This is a genomic window from Solirubrobacter ginsenosidimutans (genome assembly GCF_027587205.1).
Genome location: NZ_JAPDOD010000002.1, coordinates 144,268 through 163,405 on the forward strand (window position 1 = coordinate 144,268; position 19,138 = coordinate 163,405).

A 19,138-nucleotide genomic window follows, 5' to 3' on the forward strand; every position below is an offset into this window, starting at 1 on the left:
GAGATGAATGAAGAGCATGAAGGCGGCTGCCCGGTCGACCACGGGCGCGCCCCGCACCCGACCCAGGGCGGCGGCAACCGCGGCTGGTGGCCGGATCGCCTGAACCTCAGGATCCTGGCCAAGAACCCGGCCGTCGCCAACCCGCTGGGCGAGGAGTTCGACTACGCCGCGGCGTTCAAGTCGCTCGATCTCGCCGCGGTCAAGCAGGACATCGCCGACGTCCTGACGACCTCGCAGGACTGGTGGCCGGCCGACTTCGGCCACTACGGCCCGTTCATGATCCGGATGGCCTGGCACAGCGCCGGCACCTACCGGATCAGCGACGGCCGCGGCGGCGCCGGCGGCGGCCAGCAGCGCTTCGCGCCGCTCAACAGCTGGCCGGACAACGGCAACCTGGACAAGGCGCGCCGGCTGCTGTGGCCGGTCAAGCAGAAGTACGGCCAGAGCCTCTCCTGGGCGGACCTGATGGTGCTCACCGGCAACGTCGCGCTGGAGACGATGGGCTTTGCGACCTTCGGCTTCGCCGGCGGGCGCGAGGACGTCTGGGAGCCCGACGAGGACGTCTACTGGGGTCCTGAGGACACCTGGCTGGGCGACGAGCGCTACACCGGCCAGCGCCAGCTCGAAGAGCCCCTGGGCGCGGTCCAGATGGGCCTGATCTACGTCAACCCGGAAGGGCCCAACGGCGAACCGGATCCGCTCGGCGCGGCCGTCGACATCCGCGAGACCTTCCGCCGTATGGCGATGAACGACGAGGAGACCGTGGCGCTGATCGCCGGCGGGCACTCGTTCGGCAAGACCCACGGCGCCGCCGACCCCGAGCTGTACGTCGGCCCCGAGCCCGAGGGCGCCGCGCTCGAGGCGCAGGGCCTGGGCTGGCTCAGCACGTACGCCACCGGCAAGGGCGCGGACGCGATCACCAGCGGCATCGAGGTGACGTGGACCACGACGCCGACGTCGTGGAGCAACAACTTCTTCGAGAACCTGTTCGGCTACGAGTGGGAGCTGACCAAGAGCCCCGCCGGCGCGCATCAGTGGCAGCCGAAGGACGGTGCCGGGGCGGGCGCGGTGCCCGGGCCCGTCGAGGGGTCCGAGCGGCGTCCCCCGACGATGCTCACGACCGACCTCGCGCTCCGGTTCGACCCGATCTACGAGAAGATCTCGCGGCGCTTCCTGGAGCACCCGGACGAGCTCGCGGACGCGTTCGCCCGCGCGTGGTTCAAGCTGACCCACCGCGACATGGGGCCGCTCCCGCGCTACCTCGGCCCGGAGGTCCCCGCGGAGGTCCAGCTGTGGCAGGACCCCGTTCCCGAGGTCACGCACGAGCTCATCGGCGCCGAGGACATCGCGGCGCTGAAGGCGCAGATCCTCGCGTCGGGCCTGCCGGTCTCGGACCTGGTCTCGGTCGCGTGGGCGTCCGCGTCCACGTTCCGCGGCAGCGACAAGCGCGGCGGCGCCAACGGCGCGCGCATCCGCCTGGAGCCGCAACGCTGGTGGGAGGCCAACGATCCGCAGACGCTGGCCAAGGTGCTGGAGACCCTGGAGGGGATCCAGGCCGGCTACGCCAAGCCGGTCTCCATCGCCGACCTGATCGTGCTCGCCGGCTCCGCCGCCGTCGAGAAGGCGGCCAAGGACGGCGGCGTCGACATCGACGTGCCCTTCGCCCCGGGTCGCACGGACGCGTCGCAGGAGCAGACCGACGTCGAGTCCTTCGGGGCGCTGGAGCCGACCGCGGACGGGTTCCGCAACTACCTGCGCCAGGGACACCGGCTTCCCGCCGAGTACCTCCTGGTCGACCGCGCGAACCTGCTGACGCTCAGCGCACCGGAGATGACCGTCCTCGTCGGCGGCCTGCGCGTGCTCGGCGCCAACCACCAGAACTCCTCGCTCGGCGTCCTCACCACCAAGCCCGGGACGCTCACGAACGACTTCTTCGTGAACCTGCTCGACCTGGGCACGACGTGGTCGGCGTCCGGGGACGAGTACGAGGGCCGCGACGCCGGCACCGACGCGCTGCGCTGGACCGGTAGCCGCGTCGACCTCGTCTTCGGCTCCAACTCCGAGTTGCGCGCGCTCGCCGAGGTCTACGCGAGCGCTGACGCGGGCGAGAAGTTCGTGCGCGACTTCGTCGCCGCGTGGGTGAAGGTCATGAACCTGGACCGGTTCGACCTCGCCTGACCCGGCGTTTCGCAGAAAGTGACGTGAATCGGGCGCACCAGCACCGGCTGGTGCGCTTGATTCATCGTTAATTCACCGATACGTGCGACAAATCCGCTGGTTCAGGCGTCAATTTTATGAACGCCTGACGTTTGTCCACTTGCTCGACCCTATGCCGCAGGATGCGGCGTGCGGGGTCGAGATCGGAGATGTCTTGCGCTTCAGAACCGTTTCTCGGGTCGCCGGTGTGGCGACCGCGCTGGCGCTCGGGCTGACGTCGGTCGCCCACGTCGGCACCGCCTCGGCGGTCGACTTGTCGCTGCCGTCGCTCTGGCAGGCCTACCAGAACGACTTCACGATCGGCACGTTCGGCAACTGGAACAGCGCGCAGGCGCTGTACCACTTCCGCTCCAACGCGATCCCGAACAACCTCAAGCTCGACAGCCAGATCGGCACGAGCGCCACCAACAGCCTGTCGCGCCAGCAGTACGTGGCCAAGGTCGCCCAGATCAACGCCGACACGACGCTGAGCGACCAGCAGAAGGCGGACGCGATCGAGACCGCCAACGAGCAGATCGTCCTGCAGCCGACGACGGGCAATGGCCAGGCCGAGCAGGTCCTGCAGTCGATCGAGGCCTACAACACGGCCAACAACCTGAGCGGCGCCAACAAGAAGGTCGTGCGCGCGCACACGCTCGCGTGGCACGGCGGCCAGCAGCCCAACTGGTTCTTCTGCAACGGCTTCACCTATGACGCCGCCAACCCCGACTGGGCCAGTCCCGCGACGATGCTCAAGCGGCTCGACAACTACATCCACGAGATGATGGACAAGTACTCCAAGTACTCCGACATCATCGTGTCCTGGGACGTCGTCAACGAGGCGATCGACGACTACAGCGGCCAGATCCGCAACGCGCAGGACCCGCAGGTCGGCCAGTGGGGACGCATCTTCCGTCGCCCGGACCTGGACGGCAACCCCGACGCGCGCCTGGCGGCGGAGTCCGCGTGGGTGCGCCAGGCGTTCGAGTCGGCTCGCAAGTGGTCAAACGCCGACGGCGTCCACTGGAAGCTCTACTACAACGACTACCAGGACTCCGACAAGACGTACGAGCCGAAGCTGAGCCAGACGATCAAGATGCTCAAGCCGATCCATGACGCCGGCAACATCGACGGCTACGGCATGCAGGGCCGGCTCTCGGACGCGGCTCCTTCGATCGCGCAGTTGAAGGCGCAGATCCAGGCGGGCCTCACGGTCGCCGACGAGATCTCCGTCTCCGAGGCCGACACCCGCTCGGACTTCGAGGCCAACCCGGACTACGACCCGACGCAGCCCTCGCGCCCGGTCACCGCGGCCGACGCCAACGACCCGGCGCATCAGTGGCCGACCTTCGGCTCGTGCTCGTGGACCAACCGCGCGGCGTCCAACGGCAACACGTTCGACGTCTGCAACTCGCCGGTCCGCCGGATCCCGGCGTGGGGCACCGGCGCCAACAACGCGCTGGCCAACAGCCCGGACATCATGAAGAAGCAGGCGGACTTCGAGGCCGACTGGATGGACCTCTTGATCTCCTACAAGGACAAGGTCAAGTACTTCGACATGGACGGCACGTCGGACTCGAGCACGTTCAACAGCGCCGACGGCGCCCACCTCTGGTCGGGCCTGGCGGGCAACCCGGAGAAGTACTCCTTCTTCGCGTTCCTCGGCGCCCCGGCCCGTGAGTCGATGCGCAACGAGATCGCGCGCGTCGACACGCTCGTCCCGGCCACGTACGCGAGCGACGCCTGGCAGAAGGTGCTCGCCGCCCGCGACGCCGCGCAGGCGCTCGTCAACGTGCGCATCTACTCGATCGGCGACGTCAACAACGTCAAGAACGCGACCGCCGCCCTCACGAGCGCGATCGGGGACTACCAGGCGGTGACCGGTTCCGGCGATGTCGGCGGCTCGGTGCCGGCGACGCTCGCGCTCACCCTCGGCGCGCCGGCGAGCTTCGGGGCGTTCACGCCCGGCGTCGACCACGACTACACGGCGTCCACGACCGCGAACGTGATCTCGTCGGCCGGCGACGCCGCGCTGACCGTCAGCGACCCCGGCCATCTCACCAACGGCGCGTTCTCGCTGGCCGATCCGCTGGGGGTGGCGCTCTCCAAGACCGCGTGGAGCGCGCCGGTCTCCAACGACCCGGTGGGGATCACGTTCCAGCAGCACATCGCCGCGACGCAACCGCTGCGCACCGGCACGTACTCGCAGACGCTGACCTTCACCCTGTCCACCACGACGCCCTAGGGCGGGCCGTCCGGCGCGGCGGCTCCGGCCGCCGCGCCGCCAACCGGCCAACCTTCTCGCGCCCGAGCGGGTCGTTCCTTGCGTGTACACGAGCAAGGAAACCGAGACCGCCGCTCGCCGCGAGGAACGTCCTCGCCCGCCGCAGGCCGCGCCGGTGCCGTCCGTCGCCGCGCTGCTCGCGCTGCAGCGGACCGCCGGCAACGCGTCGGTGGCGCGCTGGCTCCTGCAGCGCCAAGCCCCGGAGGCCGCGACGGAGGCCCCCCACTACTCGCTCTCGATCCACGGCGTCGAGCATCCGGACCTGAGCGCCGAGGCGGCGGCGGGCCTGCTCGACTCGCACGCCGGGCACGTGGCGGAGCAGATCTCCGCGGGCGCCGATCTGCACGCCGAGCTCCAGCGCGTGCGCGAGGAGCATCCGATCGCCGGGTGGATCGTCGACGCGATCACCGGCGCCGAGATCCCCGCGCAGGACATCTGGGATGTCCCGCGCGCGCTGCTCGCCGGGGCGCGGGGCGCGATCGCCGACGGCCGCATCGAGGACGCCGGCAAGGCACTCGACCGCGCGGATCTCGAGGCCCAGCGCTGCGAGCAGCTCGTCGCCGACTGGCGCTCGGGCGCCATCTCGGGAGCCGAGACCGGCAAGAACATCGCGCTCGGGACCGCCGTCGTCTGCGTGGTCGCGATGGCCGCCGCCGGGGGAGCGGCGCTCGGCGTCGGGGCGGCGGGGGCAGGAGCCGGCGGCGCGACGACCGGTGCGGTGACGACCGGCGGCGGCGCCACGACCGGCGTCGTCGCGGCGGAGGCGGCCGAGGTCGCGATCGCCGCCGGCGGACCAACGGTCACGGTCGCCGAGTCCGTCGCGGGTGGCGCCGTGCGCACCGGAGGCGTGTTGTTCCGGATCCTGAGCGGCATCGAAGAAGGGTTCGCGGCGTCGCGGCCGGCCGGTCTCTCACCGGCGCTCGGCCTCATCAACCGCGCGGTCCAGGCGCTGGGCTACGAGGCCGGCGTGATCGTCGGCCAGAGCGCCGAGGTCGTAATCCTCGAGAACGCCGGCGGCGTCACGACCTATGTCTTCGCCACGGGGCAGATCACGGTCATGAGCAGCACCGGCGCCGTCATCCTCAACCTCGTTCCGTGACGTCAGTTATGGGAAGCGCTCATCTCCAGCCGTACTGTGGAGGGTTCTCCACGCCCGATCCGCGGGGCCGATGTAATCGGCCTGGCGGTGTCGGACACTTCTGGTAGTGGGAGCCGAACTGGACTTCGAGCAGCTCTACGCGGTTCATGCAGGGGCGGTGCGTGGCTACGCGATGCGCCGGTGTGATGCCGAGACGGCGGATGACGTCGTCGCCGACGTATTCCTCGTCGCCTGGCGACGCCGAGCGGAGCTGCCGGAGGAGCCGCTGCCGTGGCTCTTGGGCATCGCCCGGCGCGTGCTGGCCAATCACGCCCGCGGGCAGAGTCGCCGCGTGCGTCTGCACGACCGGCTCGCGGCCCAGCCGGCCGCGGTGGCCGCGCCCGCGCATGCGGAAGACAAGGCGTCCGCGCGGTTGAACGCCGCGCTTGCCCGCCTGAGCGAGCGAGACCGCGAGCTGCTGCTGCTGATGGCCTGGGAAGGCCTCGAGCTGCAGCAGGCCGCAGAGGTCCTCGGCGTTCGTCCCAACACCTTGGCGGTGCGGTTTCACCGCGCCCGCCGTCGCCTGTCCGCCGCACTCGAAGCCGTTGAAGCCGATGACGGCTCCGAGCGCGCACCCATCGTTCACGTGGAGGTCCCTCGATGACGCAGGACGCCTTTGAGCTGCTGCAAGCAGCGAACCCGTTGCCGGAGGATCCGCCGCCGCTGCCGATCGCGCCGCTGATGGAACGCGTCGACCAGCTGCCGGAGCAGGCGCCGACTCAGCGCCACTGGCCGTTCGCTGCACGCCGCGTGAGGACTCGCGGCCACGGGCCCGGGGGTCCCGGCCGGAGGCCCAAAAGGAGGTCCCGGGTACGGGTCGCGGCGTTCGCGCTGAGCACGTTCGCGCTGCTCACCGCGGTCGCGACGGTCGCGCTCACGCGCTCGGCGACGGTCGTGCCGAAGACCGATCTCGGCCAGACGATCGTTCCGCCGGAGCACGAGACCGCCCTGGGCGCCACGCCGGACGAGCTGATGGACCTCAAGGAGGCCGGCGGCGGAGCCGTCACCACGGCGATGGTCCGGCGCCAGCAGGCGCAGGCTGCCGACGTGCCGGCTGCCGCGGGCGGGATCGCCTGGCAGCAGATGGGCCCGTACAACGTCGGCGGGCGCGTGACCGACGTCGTCGCGGATCGCAACACGCCCAACGCCGCCTTCGCGGCGGTCTCGGGCGGCGGCATCTGGAAGACGACCGACGGCGGCGCGAACTGGACCAATCTGTGGCCCGACTCCAACACGCAGACGATGGGCGCCTTCGCCCAGGCGCCCAACGGCGACCTGTGGGCCGGCACCGGTGAGGCCAACCCGCCCGGCGGCGGCCTGACCTACTTCGGCGACGGCATCTACAAGTCCAGCGACAACGGCGCCCATTGGACCAACATGGGGCTGACCGACAGCGCGGCGATCGGGCGCATCGCGGTCGATCCGAAGAACTCGCAGCGGGTGTTCGTCGCGGCTTCCGGGCACATCGCCCGCACGGTCAAGGACCGCGGCCTGTACCGCACGCTCGACGGCGGCAAGACCTGGCAGCAGGTGCTCGCCCCGCCGAACGCGACCACGGGCGCGATCGACGTCGCGATCAACCCGCAGAACCCGCAGATCGTCTACGCGTCGCTGTGGGATCACACCCGCAACAACGGCCGGCGCTTCTACGGCGGCGTCGGCTCCGGCCTGTTCCGCTCCAAGGACGGCGGCGACACGTGGGAGCGGCTGGAGAACATCACCGGCCCGCTGGCGGCGTACGACACGCCGCAGACCGGCCTGAAGTCGGCGCCGACCCTCGGCCGGATCGGCTTCGCGCTCGCACCGTCGAACCCGAACCGGATGTACGTCGTCTTCGGTGACAACACCGGGCCGGACAAGGGCTCCTACCGCTCCGACGACGGCGGCGACTCCTTCCAGCTGATGGGCCGCGCCTACGCGGCGTCCGGCGGCTACCAGTGGTGGTTCGGGCGCATCTGGGTCGACCCGGACAATCAGGACCACCTCTTCAACGCCGACGTGAGCCTGCGCACGTCGACCGACGGCGGCACGACCTGGACCGCGATCAGCGCGCCGCACTCCGACCAGCACGGCATGGACTGGGATCCGTCGACGCTCGACGGCAACCCGGCCACGCCGGACCGCGTCTTCCTCGGCAACGACGGCGGCATGTACCGCTCCGACAACGGCGGTGTCAACGGCTCGTGGGTGAAGGCCACCAACCAGCCGTGGAACCAGAGCTACCACCTGGCGATCTCGATGCAGGACCCGCTGCGCCAGACCACCGGCCTGCAGGACAACGGCTCGGTCAAGTCGTGGGCGCCGACGCCGACCTGCGCGACGGGGTCGACGACGCTCTGCACGCAGCCGCACCCGACCGACAATAACCTCGGTCCGAACAACTACTGGAACTCCTCGGGCGGCGGCGACGGTCACTGGAACGTCGTCGATCCCACCGACGACACCTACTACTACACGTGCTCGCAGGCCTCCGGCGGCGGCACCCACAGCTGCTCCGGGCGCCATGACACGGCGACCGCGACGCAGAACATCACGGTGGCGCAGGTCGGTGCGAACGGCACCAACCGGTACACGACCGACGCCCCGATCGTCATCGACCCGAACGTCCCGCCGAAGGCCGCCGACGGCACGCAGCCGCCGAACGCGCTCTACATGGGCGGCGCGATCATCGGCCGCTCGCTCAACCGCGGGCCGACGATGACGCCGATCTCGCCGACGCCGCTGCCGCAGTCCAACTACACCGACCCGGACCCGTCGCTGCCCGGTCATGTGCCGGCCAGCGAGGTCGACACCGGGCTCTACGGGAACCTCTACGGCGCCACCACCGCGGTCGCGCCCGCCAAGTCGGCGACGCCGGTCCCCTACGCGCAGGTGATCTACGCGGGCACGGACACCGGCAAGGTGTGGAAGACCAGCGACGCCGGCGCGCACTGGACGCAGATGCAGGGCCTGCCGACGCGCTGGGTCAACGCGATCATCGCCGACCCGGACAACGCCGATCACGCGTACGTCGCGTTCTCGGGCTACCGCGAGGGCGACGAGGCCGCGAACGTCTGGGAGACGCTCGACGGCGGCGCGACCTGGAGCAACTCCTCGCTGAACCTGCCCAACGGGCCGGTCGAGATGCTTGAGTACAACGCGAAGGCCAACGTGCTCTTCGCGGCCACGGACGTCGGCGTGTTCGACCACAAGGACGGCGACAGCGCCTGGTACAAGGTCAGCGTCGGCCTGCCGCAGGTCCCGGTGCTCGACGTCAAGCTCTCGGCCGACGGCAAGTACCTCTTCGCGGCGACCTTCGGGCGCTCGATCTGGAAGCTCAACCTGTCCACCGACGCGGTCAACGGCGGCGGCGCGGGCGGCGTGGGGGCTTCGGTGCCCGCCACGCTCGGGCTCACGCTCGGTACGCCCGGCGCGTTCGGCGCGTTCACGCCCGGCGTCGACAAGGACTACACGGCGGCCACCACCGCCAACGTGGTCAGCACGGCCGGCGACGCGACGCTCAGCGTCAGCGACCCGTCGACGAACGTCCCCGGTCACCTCGTCAACGGCACGTTCTCGCTGCCGTCCGCGGTGCAGGCCAAGGCGGCGAGCCCGGCCGGAACCGGTTCCACGGCGTTCAGCCCGGTGAGCGCGACGCCGCTCACGCTGCTGACGTACGCCGCCCCGGTCAGCAACGACCCGGTGACGGTGACGTTCAACCAGCACATCGGTCAGAGCGATGCGCTGCGCACCGGCAGCTACAGCAAGACCCTGACGTTCACGCTGTCGACCACGACCCCATGAGCCGGCCCGCCCACGGATGCGGGCGGTCTTCCCCCCGGCACTAGACCCGCCGAGTGGGAACGGATGGAGCTCCGGTACGCCGGAGCTCCATCCGCTGGAGCACCGTCTGCGTCATCGACCGTGGTCGTCAGGCGACGGATCCAGGACCGCGAGCTGCTCGCGGAGCCCTTCCATCGTCTGCCGGACACGGTCGATCTCGACCCCGATCTCGTCGATCTGGTGCTCGAGGATGAGGGGCGTGCCCACGCCGCCGTACTTGGCCTTTTGGATCTCGAGCTTGTTCAGAGAAGCCATGTGCACGTTGAGCTGCGTGCCGAGGCCTTCCAGACGGGTCTGCAGCGCCTGTGCCTCGACGCGCCGGTCGTCGTAGCGACGGCCGCCCGCGGCGTGCGTGATCTCGATCGTGCGATCGGCGATCTCGGCGAGACCGCTCGTACGCTCGAGGGTGTCGATGTCCTGGCGCGACCGGGGCCGGGTGGCGAACCGGCTCCGCTCATCGGAGAGCGCGCGTTCGAGCTCGTCCAACTGCTCTTCCAGCAAGGGAAGCCCCGCAGCCCGCCCGACCTGTCGCAACCGTTGCATCGCACCGGCCAGACGCTCGCTCTGGCTGTTCAGCGCGGCGAAGCCCACCACCCGCTCGTAGAAGAGCTCGATGTCACTCTCGGAGACGCCGCCGCGCGCTCGCAGGACGAGCGACACCTCCTCGACGGTCGTGTCTCCCGCGAGGTGCTCGGCCAGCGCACGCGTCATCACGTCGGCGGCCTCCTCGAACGGGAACCCACCGGCGCCGGTTCCGAGAGCGGGATACGCGATCGTGCGCACGCCCAAGGCGTCAGCGAGCTCGAGCGACCGGCGGACGAGGGTGTCGATGCACCGGGCGTCGGGGTAGATCCGCTTGTCCAGGTCGATCGTGACCGCGTGGAAGAGGTACTTCGCCTTCACCCGCCCGGCGGTGGTGACGGCGACGTCACCCGCTGCGACCGGGATCAGTTTGCGCGCGTGGGCCACCATGTCCGCCCCCGCGGCCCTGGCCAGCGCCATCGAGATCCCGCCGCCCATCGAGAGGTAGTTGTCGTCTGAGCTGACGAGGACGTCGGCCGTCACGAGCGTGAGGTCGCCGTAGCCGACCCGGAAGCGCGCACGCCCGATCTCGTAGACCGTCTCGCGCTGCAAGCCCTCAGCGGCCACCGTGCAACTCACCGATCTCGAGTCGTCGTCGCAGCTCGGCGGCGGCGTGGCGTTCGTCTTCCAACTGCCCGAGGAGATGCACCGGCGCGGCGCCGGCGAAACGGGCTTCCTGCTCCTCGAGGATCCGGACGTTGCGCTCGTGCACGCCCAGGAGCTTGCGCAGGTGGGCGGTCGCGGCGTCCACCTCCGCCGGCTTGAGCGTGCTGTGCGTGGCGCTCGCGGGGGCCGGCGGGAACGCCGGGCTCGCCCGGCCCGGGAACGCCGGTTCCAGCGTGGGCTTGGCGCGACGTTCTGCCAGCCCCGCCGCAAGGGCGGCCCGCGCCGCGTCCTCGTCGAGGCCTACGAGGTCGACGAAGATCCGCGTCTTGAGCAAGCCGGGAGGGTCGCAGGGAGCGACTCGCACCGGCACGAGGATTCCCTGTTCGCCCGTCGGGTCGCTCGCGTACGCGGCACGCCATTCCGCCTCTCCGTGCACGGAGCGGAAGTAGTCCTCGGACAGCACGGCGATCGTCCGTCGAGCGGACGCGACGGCGGTCTGCATCTCGTGCACCCAGTCCCGTCCAGGCGTGAAGTCCCAGGCTTGCAGCACCACGGTGTAGCCCGACCCTTCCAGTTGCCACGCGATCCACTCGGCCCAGGACTTGTCGGCACCGGTGTAGCTGATGAAGAAGTCGGGCTCCATGCGCTCGCTCAGGGGTGCCTCAGCGGCGACTGTACACGCCTGCGCGATTCCTGGTAGCGGGAAGAGCGAGATGTCCGGTGGCCGGGGGTGGAGATGGGCGTCTCCCGCAATGACAGGGCACGCCTGGCGCGGGAAGGTGTCGGGACGATGTCCGACTACGACGTGTTCGCCCCGACCACGGTGCTGAGCCAAGACGTCCCCGCTTGGCTCATGCGCGAGTACCTCGACAGCTACTCCGCGTGGCGGGACGAGTCCGCGGACGTCCAGGGCGCGTATGAGCGATGGGCCGCGTCGCAGGACGCGGACGCGGCTACTGCCTTCGTGGCGTACCGCGCGGCGCTGGACCGAGAGGAACGGGCCGCCATCGAGCTCTGCGGATGGGCCGAGCGGATCTCCGGTCGCAAAGATCCGCACGCCGCCATGTGAGGGGCCGCAGCGGGTGGTGCCGGCCGCTGGTCATGGCCGGCACCACCATCCATCCGCCTCGCGGCGTTGATGGATAATCCCGGTGATGGCACCCGGGCCTGTCCAGTCGAGCCGCGCGCAAGGGACGCGTGTGGTCCTGGCAGACGACGAGGTGCTCTTCCGCGAAGGTCTGGCCAGCCTGCTCGAGCGGTTCGGCTTCCTCGTCGTGGGTCAGGCCGAGAGCGCGGCGGAGCTGATGGAGCTCGTCCGGACCGAGCGGCCCGATCTGGCGATCGTCGACATCCGGATGCCGCCGAAGCACTCGATCGAAGGCCTCGAGGCGGCGCGCTCCATCCGCACCGAGGTCCCCGAGACTGCGATCCTCGTGCTCTCGGCGCACATCGAGGTCGAGCATGCGATGGACCTGCTCGCCAGCGGGCAGCGCACCGGCTACCTGCTCAAGAGCCGCGTCACCGACGTCGACGAGTTCGTGGACACGCTCGACCGGATCTGCCGCGGCGGGTCCGCCGTCGACCCGGCGCTCGTGCAGGAGCTCGTCGCGGCGCGACGCGCCGGGGACCCGCTCGACGCGCTCAGCCCGCGCGAGCGTGAAGTGCTCGCGCTGATGGCGGAGGGACGCTCGAACTCGGGGATCGCCCAGCGACTGTGGGTGACGGAGGGCACGGTCGAGAAGCACGTCCGCAGCATCCTTTCCAAGCTGCGGTTGCCCGAGAGCGACGAGGACCATCGCCGCGTGCTGGCGGTGGTCACGTTCCTGGAGGCGCACTGACGTCGTCGCCCAGCGGCAGCTTGACGTTCACCGCCGTGCCCGCGCGCGGCGGGCTCGTGACGGAGATGCTGCCTCCGAGGGCCTCGACGCGATCCTTGAGGCCGACCAGTCCCGATCCGCCCCCGAACTCCGCGCCCCCGACCCCGTCGTCTGCGACGGAGATGCGCAGGACGCCTTCGACCGCATCGATGCGCACGTCGACGGCCGATGCCTCCGCGTGCTTGGCAGCGTTCGTGAGCGCCTCCGAGACCACGTAGTACGCGCCCACCTCGATCGGCTCGGGCAGCCGGCGCTCGACGCGAAGGTCGAGCCGCACGAGGACGGCGGAGCGGCGTGCCAGCGTTCGCAACGCCGGACCGAGGCCGCCCTCGGACAGGATGGCGGGGTGGATGCCGCGCGCGGTCTCGCGCAACTCCTCGAGCACGCCCGCGAGCCCGGTGGCGACGCCGTCCAGCTCGGCGTCGAGGTCGCGCAGCTCGGGCGGCACGGTCGTCTGCGCCGCGCGCAGCTGGAGGGCGAGCGAAACGAGGCGCTGCTGAGCGCCGTCGTGAAGGTCGCGCTCGATGCGCCGCCGCGTCTCGTCGGCGGTGGCGACGATGCGCACGCGAGACGCCATCAGCTCCGAGCGGCTCTCGGCGTTGGCGACGGCGGTGGCCACGAGATCGGTGAACGCGGCGAGGCGGTCCTCCGTGCCCGCCGGCAACGGCTCCTCGCGCTCGCAGGCGACCGTCATGGCACCCCAGAGCCGGCCCTCGACGTTGATGGGCGCCCCCACCCCCGACCGCAGGCCCCGCCACGCGTGCGGGACCGAGTCGTCGTCCGGGTCATAGCGGTCGATCCTCACCGTCCGCCCGGTCTCGAGCACGAGCGTGCGCGTCTCGTGACCGCCGAGCGCGGATCGGCTGCCGATCGGAAGCCGCCGGCCGGTCCTGCTCCAGCCGGCGATGCTCGTCGACTCGGCGGCCGACTCGTAGCGGCTGAGGACCGTGAGGTCTGCTCCCGTGAGCCGTCCGGCCTCCTCCGCCACGGCGGCGAACACCTCGTCGGGCGGCGCGCCGCGCGCCACCAGCGTGGCGACGCGCCGCAGCGCGGCCTGCTCCTCGGCGAGGGCCGCGAGCTCGTCGCGATTGCGCTCCAGCGAGTCGCCCATGACATTGAACGCAAGCTCCAGCGCGCCGATCTCGCCGGCCTCCCGTTCCGGCAGTCGTGCGCCGAGATCCCCGGCCGCGACCCGGCCGGCCATCGTCGCCGCGCGGCGGACGGGGAGCACGATCGCGCGCCGCAGGTACGCCACGTAGAGCACGATCAGCACGAGCGAGCCGCTCAGGCCGACGATCGCCCCGGCCGCCGCGCGGCGCGAGGCGGCCTCGGAGCTCGCGGCCGCCGCCGCCGACCGCCGCTGCTCCGGACCGAGCAACTGGTCGAACTGCGCTCGCAAGGCGTCCACGCGGCGTTTGCCGTCGGTGGCGCGCGCGCCGGTGCCGGCCGACGGATCGCCTCGTCGCGCCGCCTCCACCGTCGGCACGGAGTATTGATCGATGTACGCCCGCTGGGCGTCGACGATGCTGCGCGCCCGCTGCGTCGTCTCGGCGTCGCCCGCCGTGAGCGCGAGCAGATCGCGCGCCCGCCGCGCGAACCCGGCGCGAGCGGCCGCCCACGGTTCCAAGAACTGCGCCTGCCGCGTGAGGATGAACCCTCGCTCGCCGGTCTCGAGGTCGAGGAGCAGCCGCTGCAGCTGGGTGGCCGCGACGGTCACGCGTTGTGCTCGCCGCGTTCGCCGGTCGTCCGCGCGCAGCTCGTCGATGGCGAGCAGCATCACCGCGAATCCACCGCCCACGACCAGCGCGAGCAGAATGCTCGCGGCGACGAGCCGCTGTGTCAGCCCGCTGAACGGGCCCGCGCTCGCTCCCCTCGGGGAGAACATGCAGCCAATGATCCTCCCCCTACGGCGTGAGGCGCCGGATCGCCTCGGCCGACAGCTCGGACTTCGACACGAAGCCGGCCGCGGGCGTCCGCTCGATCAGATCGGCGAAGTCGGCCTCGGCATGGGTCGAGATGAGGATGACGGCCGCGCCGCCCGTCAGGTCGCGGGCGACGTCGAAGCCGCTCTCGGCACCGAGGACGATGTCGACGAGCACGACATCGGGCTGCAGCTCAATGTTGCGCCGCAGCGCTTCCGCGGCGGTCGACGCCACGCCCACCACGGTCACGCCTTGGCGCTCCAGCAGCGTCGCGGCCGCGTGGAGAAAGGCGGCGTTGTCGTCGACGATCAAGCAGCGGAGCGGCACGGCATCCAGCGTCGCACCAACAACCCCTCACCGCATTGAAGCTAGCCGCCAACTACGCTCATCTGGCTGTCATGGTCGCTCTCTGAAGCGCGGCGGCGGGACCTTGACGGCGCCCGCCGCCCCAGGACACGCGCGTCAGCTGTTCCACTTCACGAGCCACGTCGCGCTGCCCCAGCTCGAGCGGGTGTCGTCGTCGTCGGGATCGTTCCAGCCGGGGCAGACGCAGCCCCAGTTCGAGCTCGCCCAGCCGGCCTGGAGCGGCGTGGACGGGGTCCCCCAGCTGGAGCGGCCCCAGCTCGAGCGGGTCTCGTCGATGTTGCCGGTAGCGGGGTCGATGAGCTGGTTCGGGACGAGTCCGGCGTTCGCGCCGGACGCGGGTTCCGCGACCGAGATCGCCGCCGAGGCGTTGACCTCGTCGATCGCACCCGGGACGTCGCGGGCGGTGGCCATCAGAGTGGACTTGACCTGGTCCGGCGTCCAGTCGGGATGGGCCTGGGCGATCAGCGCCGCGACGCCGGCGACGACGGGCGCGGCCATCGAGGTTCCGCCGACCTGCAGGTAGCTGCCGTCGACGATGCACTGCGGGCAGAGCTGGCCGAACGCGCTGCCGGGCGCGAGGGTCGAGACGATGTGCGCGCCCGGAGCCGCGAGGTCCGGCTTCGCGAACCCGTCCTGGGTCGTGCCGACGCTCGACCACGCCGCGTAGGCGTCGTCGCCGCGTGCCGTCGTCCCCTGGTCGTCGACCGCGCCCACCGAGATCACGTACGGGTCATTGCCCGGCGAGTGGCTCACCGAGCCGGCGGCCGTGCCGAGGTTGCCGGCGGCGGCGACGACGACGATGCCATGGAAGTACGCGGCCTCGGCCGCGGCGTCCAGCGGGTCGGTCAGGTAGGACTCGGCCACCGTCGACGACACCGACAGGTTGACGACGCGGATGTTGTAGTCCGCCTTGTGATCGACGGCGAACTGGAGACCGTAGATCGCGTCGAGGATCGTGCCGTCGCCGTTGTCGTCGGATGCCTTGATCGCGATCAGGTTCGCGTCCGGGGCGATGCCGACGTAGCGGCCCGCGAGCGGATCGCCGGCGGGGCGCCGGGTGCTGTCGCCGGCGATGATGCCCGCGACGTGCGTGCCGTGGCCGAAGTTGTCATTGGGCGTCGTCGCGTTCGGGTCGGTGACCACCGAGGCGACCACTCGCGAGGCGCCCTGCGCATCGTTGAAGTCGACCAGGCCGCCGTCGACGCCGGTGTCGATGACCGCGACGCCGACACCCGCGCCGGTCGCGCCGGTCGGGCTGTTCCAGACGGGCGGGGCCAGCACCGACGCCGGGTAGGCCGTCGCGAGCTGGGTGGGGTCGAAGCGGTCGGTCTGCGACTTGATCGACGCGTTGGCGCTGATCGACGCGATCCGCGTGTCGTGCGCGAGGCGCGCGCGGGCATCCGAGGGCAGGCGGACGGCGAGGCCGTTGATGATCGGCAGCGTGTCCGCGACGTCGCCGTGGGCCGCGAGGACAGCGGCCCGGCCTTCAGCGAGCGAGACCCCGCTCCGCAGCTGGACGATATGGGTGGCGGCTTGCTGTGCGGCTTGCGCGGGGCCGGCGAGCACGCCGAACAGCGCGATCACGGCGACGATGAGAGTCCTCTGCATTATGCGCGCCCCATCGGCCGCGTCCGGCGGGCACTTGAGCCCGATTTTCGGCCGGGTTTGCGTGCTGACCAACTGCGGTTACTGGCTTGAGAACTGCGCCCGTTTCTGGCCGAATGGTCGAGGATGGCGTGAACACTGATGTTCGCGCTGTGAAAACCAGGACCCGATGAGCTCCTCATCTGACGACGCCCGCGTGCCGCGGCTCCCCCCGATGGGGGGGATCGTGCTCTACAGCGCGGCGCTCGCGTCGATCGCTATCGCGCTGTTCTTCGTCTCCCTGCACGGCGCCGAGCCGCTCACGGACCCGCATCTGCCGTGGTGGGCGATCGCGGTCGGCTGGGCGCTCGCCGAGACGTGCGTGGTGCATCTGCACTTCCGCCGCAGCGCGCACTCGTTCTCGCTGGCGGACTTCCCGTTCGTCTTCGGGCTGGCGTTCGCGAGCGGCGACGGATTCATGGCCGGCGCGCTGCTCGGCGCAGGGGCCGCGTACGCGTTCCGCAGGCTGCCGCCGATCAAGCTGGCGTTCAACCTCGCGCAGCTCGCGCTGGCCGTGTGCGTGGCGTTCGTGATCGTCCGCGCGATCGCCGAACCCGCCGACACGCTCGAGCCGAGCACGTGGCTCGCGCTGTATGTGGCCACCCTGGTGACAGGCGCGCTGTCGATCGCCTGCATCGCCGGTGCGATCGCGATCGCCGAAGGGGACATGACCTTCGCCACGCTGCGGCAGATGTTCGCGATGGACCTCGTGCTCACGGCCGCCAACTCGAGCATCGCGATCTCGGCTGCGGTCCTCATCTCCACCGACGCGCGCGCCGCGGTCCTGCTGCTCGTCCCGGCGGCCGTGGTGTTCGGCCTCTACCGCGCCTACGTCTCAGAGCGCCAGCAGCACGAGAAGCTCGAGTTCCTCTACGAGTCCAACCGGGCCCTCACGCGCTCACCCGAGGTCGCCGAGGCGATCGAGGGGGTGCTCGCGCGCTCGCTCGAGGCGTTCCGCTCGGAGATCGCGGAGGTCGTCCTCTTCAGTGCCGACGGCACGCCCCTGCGGAGCACCTACGGTCCCGGAGTGGAGCGGGTGACGATGGTCGAGGCCGACCGCGGCGCGGCCGAGGCGCTCGCGGCGGTGATCGACGCCGAGAACCCGGTGGTCTCGCTCACGCCGCCCTACGAGCCCGCCGCGCTGCGGGAACACCTCCAGCAACGCGGGATCCGGAACGCGATGGTCGCGATGCTGCCCGGCGAGAGCCGGCTGATCGGCGTCATCATGCTCGCGAACCGCTTCGGCCTCGAGCGCGGATACGGCGGCGAGGACCGGCGCCTGCTCGAGGTGCTCGCCAATAACGCCAGCGTGGCGCTGCAGTACGACCGGCTGGAGCAGGCCGTGAACAAGTTGCGCACGCTCCAGGAAGAGCTCCACCATCAGGCCTATCACGACCCGCTCACCGGGTTGCCGAACCGGCTGATGTTCATGGAGCGACTGCGCGGCGAGCTCGCGGACGGAACCGCCACGCTCGGCGTGCTGTTCATCGACGTGGACGACTTCAAGATCGTCAACGACACGCTCGGCCACGCCGTCGGCGACGCACTGCTCGTCTCCGTCGCAGGCCGGCTGCGGCATTCCGTGCGCCCTCAGGACATCGTCGCCCGGCTGGGCGGCGACGAGTTCGCGGTCATGCTGCCGGGCGTCGACGATCCGATCGCGGAGCTCGGCGCCGTGGCCACGCGCGTGCTGCGCGGGTTCGAGACGCCGGTGCACGCCGCCGACGAGCTGGTGCCCGTCCACCTCAGCGTCGGCATCGCCGACAGCGGCCGCACGCGCGACCCCGACGAGCTGATCCGCGAGGCCGACCTGGCCATGTACCAGGCGAAGACGTCGGGCAAGGGCCGCTTCGCGTTCTTCGACCCGCCGATGGCGGCCGCGATGCTGCGCCGGCACGATCTCAAGACGGAGCTGGCCGGCGCCATCGAGCGCCGGGAGATCATGGTCGAGTACCAGCCGATCGTGGACCTCGAGACGGGGCGCATCAGCGCCGGCGAGGCGCTCGTGCGCTGGGAGCACCCCGTGCGCGGCCGGATCGGTCCCGCGGAGTTCATCCCGCTGGCGGAGGAGTCCGGCCTGATCCGGGTGATCGGCCGGCACGTCCTGGAGCAGACGTGCCGCCAGGCACGGCTCTGGGAAGCCGCCGCGCCGGACGATCCGCCGCTGCGCCTGCACGTCAATCTCTCCGCCGCCGAGCTGCGCGATCCGGATCTGACCGCCGGCGTGCAAGCCATGCTCGAGGAGTTCGGCCTGCCGCCGGAGCGCCTCGCGCTGGAGATCACCGAGACCGAGCTGCTCGACGACGCCGTCACGAGCGCCGCCCGCTTCGGCGAGCTGCGCGCGCTCGGCATCCGTATCGCGCTCGACGACTTCGGCACGGGCTACTCCTCGCTCAGCTACCTCCACTCGCTGCCGCTCGACACCCTCAAGATCGCGAAGCCGTTCGTCGACGGGCTCGTGGGAGAGGGCCGCGACGCGAGCTTCATCGGCGTGATCGTGGAGCTCGCGCGCAAGCTCGGGCTCGACGTCATCGCCGAGGGCATCGAGACGCCCGCGCAACTCGACGCATTGCGCGACCTGGGGGTCGAGTTCGGCCAGGGGTTCCTCATCGGCCGCCCCGCCGCCGCCGGGACCGGACGCTTCCGCCGGCAGATGCCCGCCGAGTTCAGCGTCCGTCAGGACGCGCGGCGCGCCTAGCCC

General features: G+C 71.0%; 13 protein-coding genes. 8 read left to right on the top strand and 5 right to left on the bottom strand.

Annotated features, from left to right (window positions below; translation table 11 throughout):
- Positions 1-3: 3 nt before the first annotated feature.
- From katG to OM076_RS03180, 5 genes are all read left to right on the top strand, one after another.
- Positions 4-2,178 (top strand): catalase/peroxidase HPI, encoded by a 2,175-nt coding sequence (gene katG, locus OM076_RS03160; RefSeq protein ID WP_270037932.1) that lies wholly within the window; start codon positions 4-6, stop codon positions 2,176-2,178.
- A gap of 226 nt (positions 2,179-2,404) precedes the next feature.
- Positions 2,405-4,441, top strand: coding sequence for an endo-1,4-beta-xylanase (locus tag OM076_RS03165; protein WP_270037933.1), 2,037 nt, complete (start codon positions 2,405-2,407; stop codon positions 4,439-4,441).
- An 82-nt stretch (positions 4,442-4,523) separates the two neighbouring features.
- Positions 4,524-5,579, top strand: coding sequence for a hypothetical protein (locus OM076_RS03170; RefSeq protein ID WP_270037934.1), 1,056 nt, complete (start codon positions 4,524-4,526; stop codon positions 5,577-5,579).
- Positions 5,580-5,685: 106 nt separating this feature from the next.
- Positions 5,686-6,222 carry an RNA polymerase sigma factor gene (locus OM076_RS03175; protein WP_270037935.1) on the top strand — a complete coding sequence of 179 codons (537 nt, stop codon included), beginning with the start codon at positions 5,686-5,688 and terminating at the stop codon, positions 6,220-6,222.
- Positions 6,219-9,401, top strand: coding sequence for a WD40/YVTN/BNR-like repeat-containing protein (locus tag OM076_RS03180; protein ID WP_270037936.1), 3,183 nt, complete (start codon positions 6,219-6,221; stop codon positions 9,399-9,401). The genes OM076_RS03175 and OM076_RS03180 overlap by 4 nt, the downstream gene beginning before the upstream one ends.
- Before the next feature lie 111 nt (positions 9,402-9,512).
- Here the strand turns inward: OM076_RS03180 and OM076_RS03185 are convergent, their stop codons facing one another.
- Positions 9,513-10,589, bottom strand: coding sequence for a macro domain-containing protein (locus tag OM076_RS03185; RefSeq protein ID WP_270037937.1), 1,077 nt, complete (start codon positions 10,587-10,589; stop codon positions 9,513-9,515).
- Positions 10,579-11,271 carry a toll/interleukin-1 receptor domain-containing protein gene (locus OM076_RS03190; RefSeq protein WP_270037938.1) on the bottom strand — a complete coding sequence of 231 codons (693 nt, stop codon included), beginning with the start codon at positions 11,269-11,271 and terminating at the stop codon, positions 10,579-10,581. The genes OM076_RS03185 and OM076_RS03190 overlap by 11 nt, the downstream gene beginning before the upstream one ends.
- 147 nt (positions 11,272-11,418) lie before the next feature.
- On the opposite strand from OM076_RS03190, the gene OM076_RS03195 reads away from it, so the two are divergent.
- The gene (locus tag OM076_RS03195) at positions 11,419-11,697 is read left to right on the top strand and encodes a hypothetical protein (RefSeq protein WP_270037939.1); all 279 of its coding nucleotides are present in this window, start codon (positions 11,419-11,421) and stop codon (positions 11,695-11,697) included.
- A gap of 85 nt (positions 11,698-11,782) precedes the next feature.
- Positions 11,783-12,466, top strand: a complete 684-nt coding sequence (locus OM076_RS03200; protein ID WP_270037940.1) for a response regulator — start codon at positions 11,783-11,785, stop codon at positions 12,464-12,466.
- Here OM076_RS03200 and OM076_RS03205 read toward each other — a convergent pair.
- The 3 genes from OM076_RS03205 to OM076_RS03215 all read right to left on the bottom strand — a co-directional run bounded on the left by OM076_RS03205 (position 12,444) and on the right by OM076_RS03215 (position 16,401).
- Entirely contained in the window at positions 12,444-14,390 is a 1,947-nt protein-coding gene (locus tag OM076_RS03205) for a CHASE3 domain-containing protein (RefSeq protein ID WP_270037941.1), read from the bottom strand. The genes OM076_RS03200 and OM076_RS03205 overlap by 23 nt on opposite strands.
- A 19-nt stretch (positions 14,391-14,409) precedes the next feature.
- Positions 14,410-14,754, bottom strand: coding sequence for a response regulator (locus OM076_RS03210; protein ID WP_270037942.1), 345 nt, complete (start codon positions 14,752-14,754; stop codon positions 14,410-14,412).
- A 135-nt stretch (positions 14,755-14,889) separates the two neighbouring features.
- Entirely contained in the window at positions 14,890-16,401 is a 1,512-nt protein-coding gene (locus tag OM076_RS03215) for a S8 family serine peptidase (protein WP_270037943.1), read from the bottom strand.
- Positions 16,402-16,567: 166 nt separating this feature from the next.
- On the opposite strand from OM076_RS03215, the gene OM076_RS03220 reads away from it, so the two are divergent.
- Complete coding sequence (locus tag OM076_RS03220) at positions 16,568-19,135, top strand: putative bifunctional diguanylate cyclase/phosphodiesterase (protein WP_270037944.1); 2,568 nt, start codon at positions 16,568-16,570, stop codon at positions 19,133-19,135.
- The last annotated feature ends 3 nt before the right edge of the window (positions 19,136-19,138 follow it).